This window comes from Piscinibacter defluvii, from assembly GCF_004011805.1.
Taxonomy (GTDB): Bacteria; Pseudomonadota; Gammaproteobacteria; order Burkholderiales; family Burkholderiaceae_C; genus Piscinibacter; species Piscinibacter defluvii.
On record NZ_RCHJ01000143.1, the window covers coordinates 1 to 509 of the forward strand.

A 509-nucleotide genomic window follows, 5' to 3' on the forward strand; every position below is an offset into this window, starting at 1 on the left:
AACGTTAGGCCTCGAGCAAACCGCTCAGGCCCTCGCAAGCCATGTTTGATCACGTTGTCTTTGGAGTCAGCGACTACGCGGCCAGCAAGGCCTTCTTCGTCAAGGTGCTCGAACCGCTCGGCGTGGCTATCGCCTATGAGGGCCCGCTTGGTCTCGAGCTTTGCCGCGGCAACGAGACAACCTCGTTGTGCATTCGCCTGCAGCCGGAGCCGAATCCTGCGCACCTCCATCTAGCGTTCCAGGCGGCAACTCGCGAGCAAGTTCACGCCTTCTATGCCGCAGCTTTGGCTGCCGTAGGCAAAGACAACGGCGCTCCTGGTCTACGCCCGCAATACCACCCGAACTACTACGCGGCGTTCGTCATCGGTCCCGACGGCCACAACATCGAAGCTGTGTGCCACAAGTCAGCTTAGCGACCGCAGGGTTCCCCACCAGCTGCGCTCGGCGAGCGAGGCCTAACCCTTCACTCGAGGCGACCCTCCACGGCTTGGCACTTGGGCCGCGAGGCG

The 509-nt window shown here is 62.7% G+C and carries 1 protein-coding gene; it reads left to right on the forward strand.

Translation table 11 applies throughout. The annotated features are described in order from the left end of the window. Window positions 1-41: 41 nt before the first annotated feature. Window positions 42-413, forward strand: a complete 372-nt coding sequence (locus D9C15_RS33280) for a VOC family protein (protein WP_128003731.1) — start codon at window positions 42-44, stop codon at window positions 411-413. Window positions 414-509 lie beyond the last annotated feature (96 nt).

What these genes read in the sequence shown, in the direction of transcription:
- D9C15_RS33280 (WP_128003731.1), top strand. Translation starts at nt 42, where the DNA reads ATGTTTGATCACGTTGTCTTTGGAGTCAGCGACTACGCGGCCAGCAAG.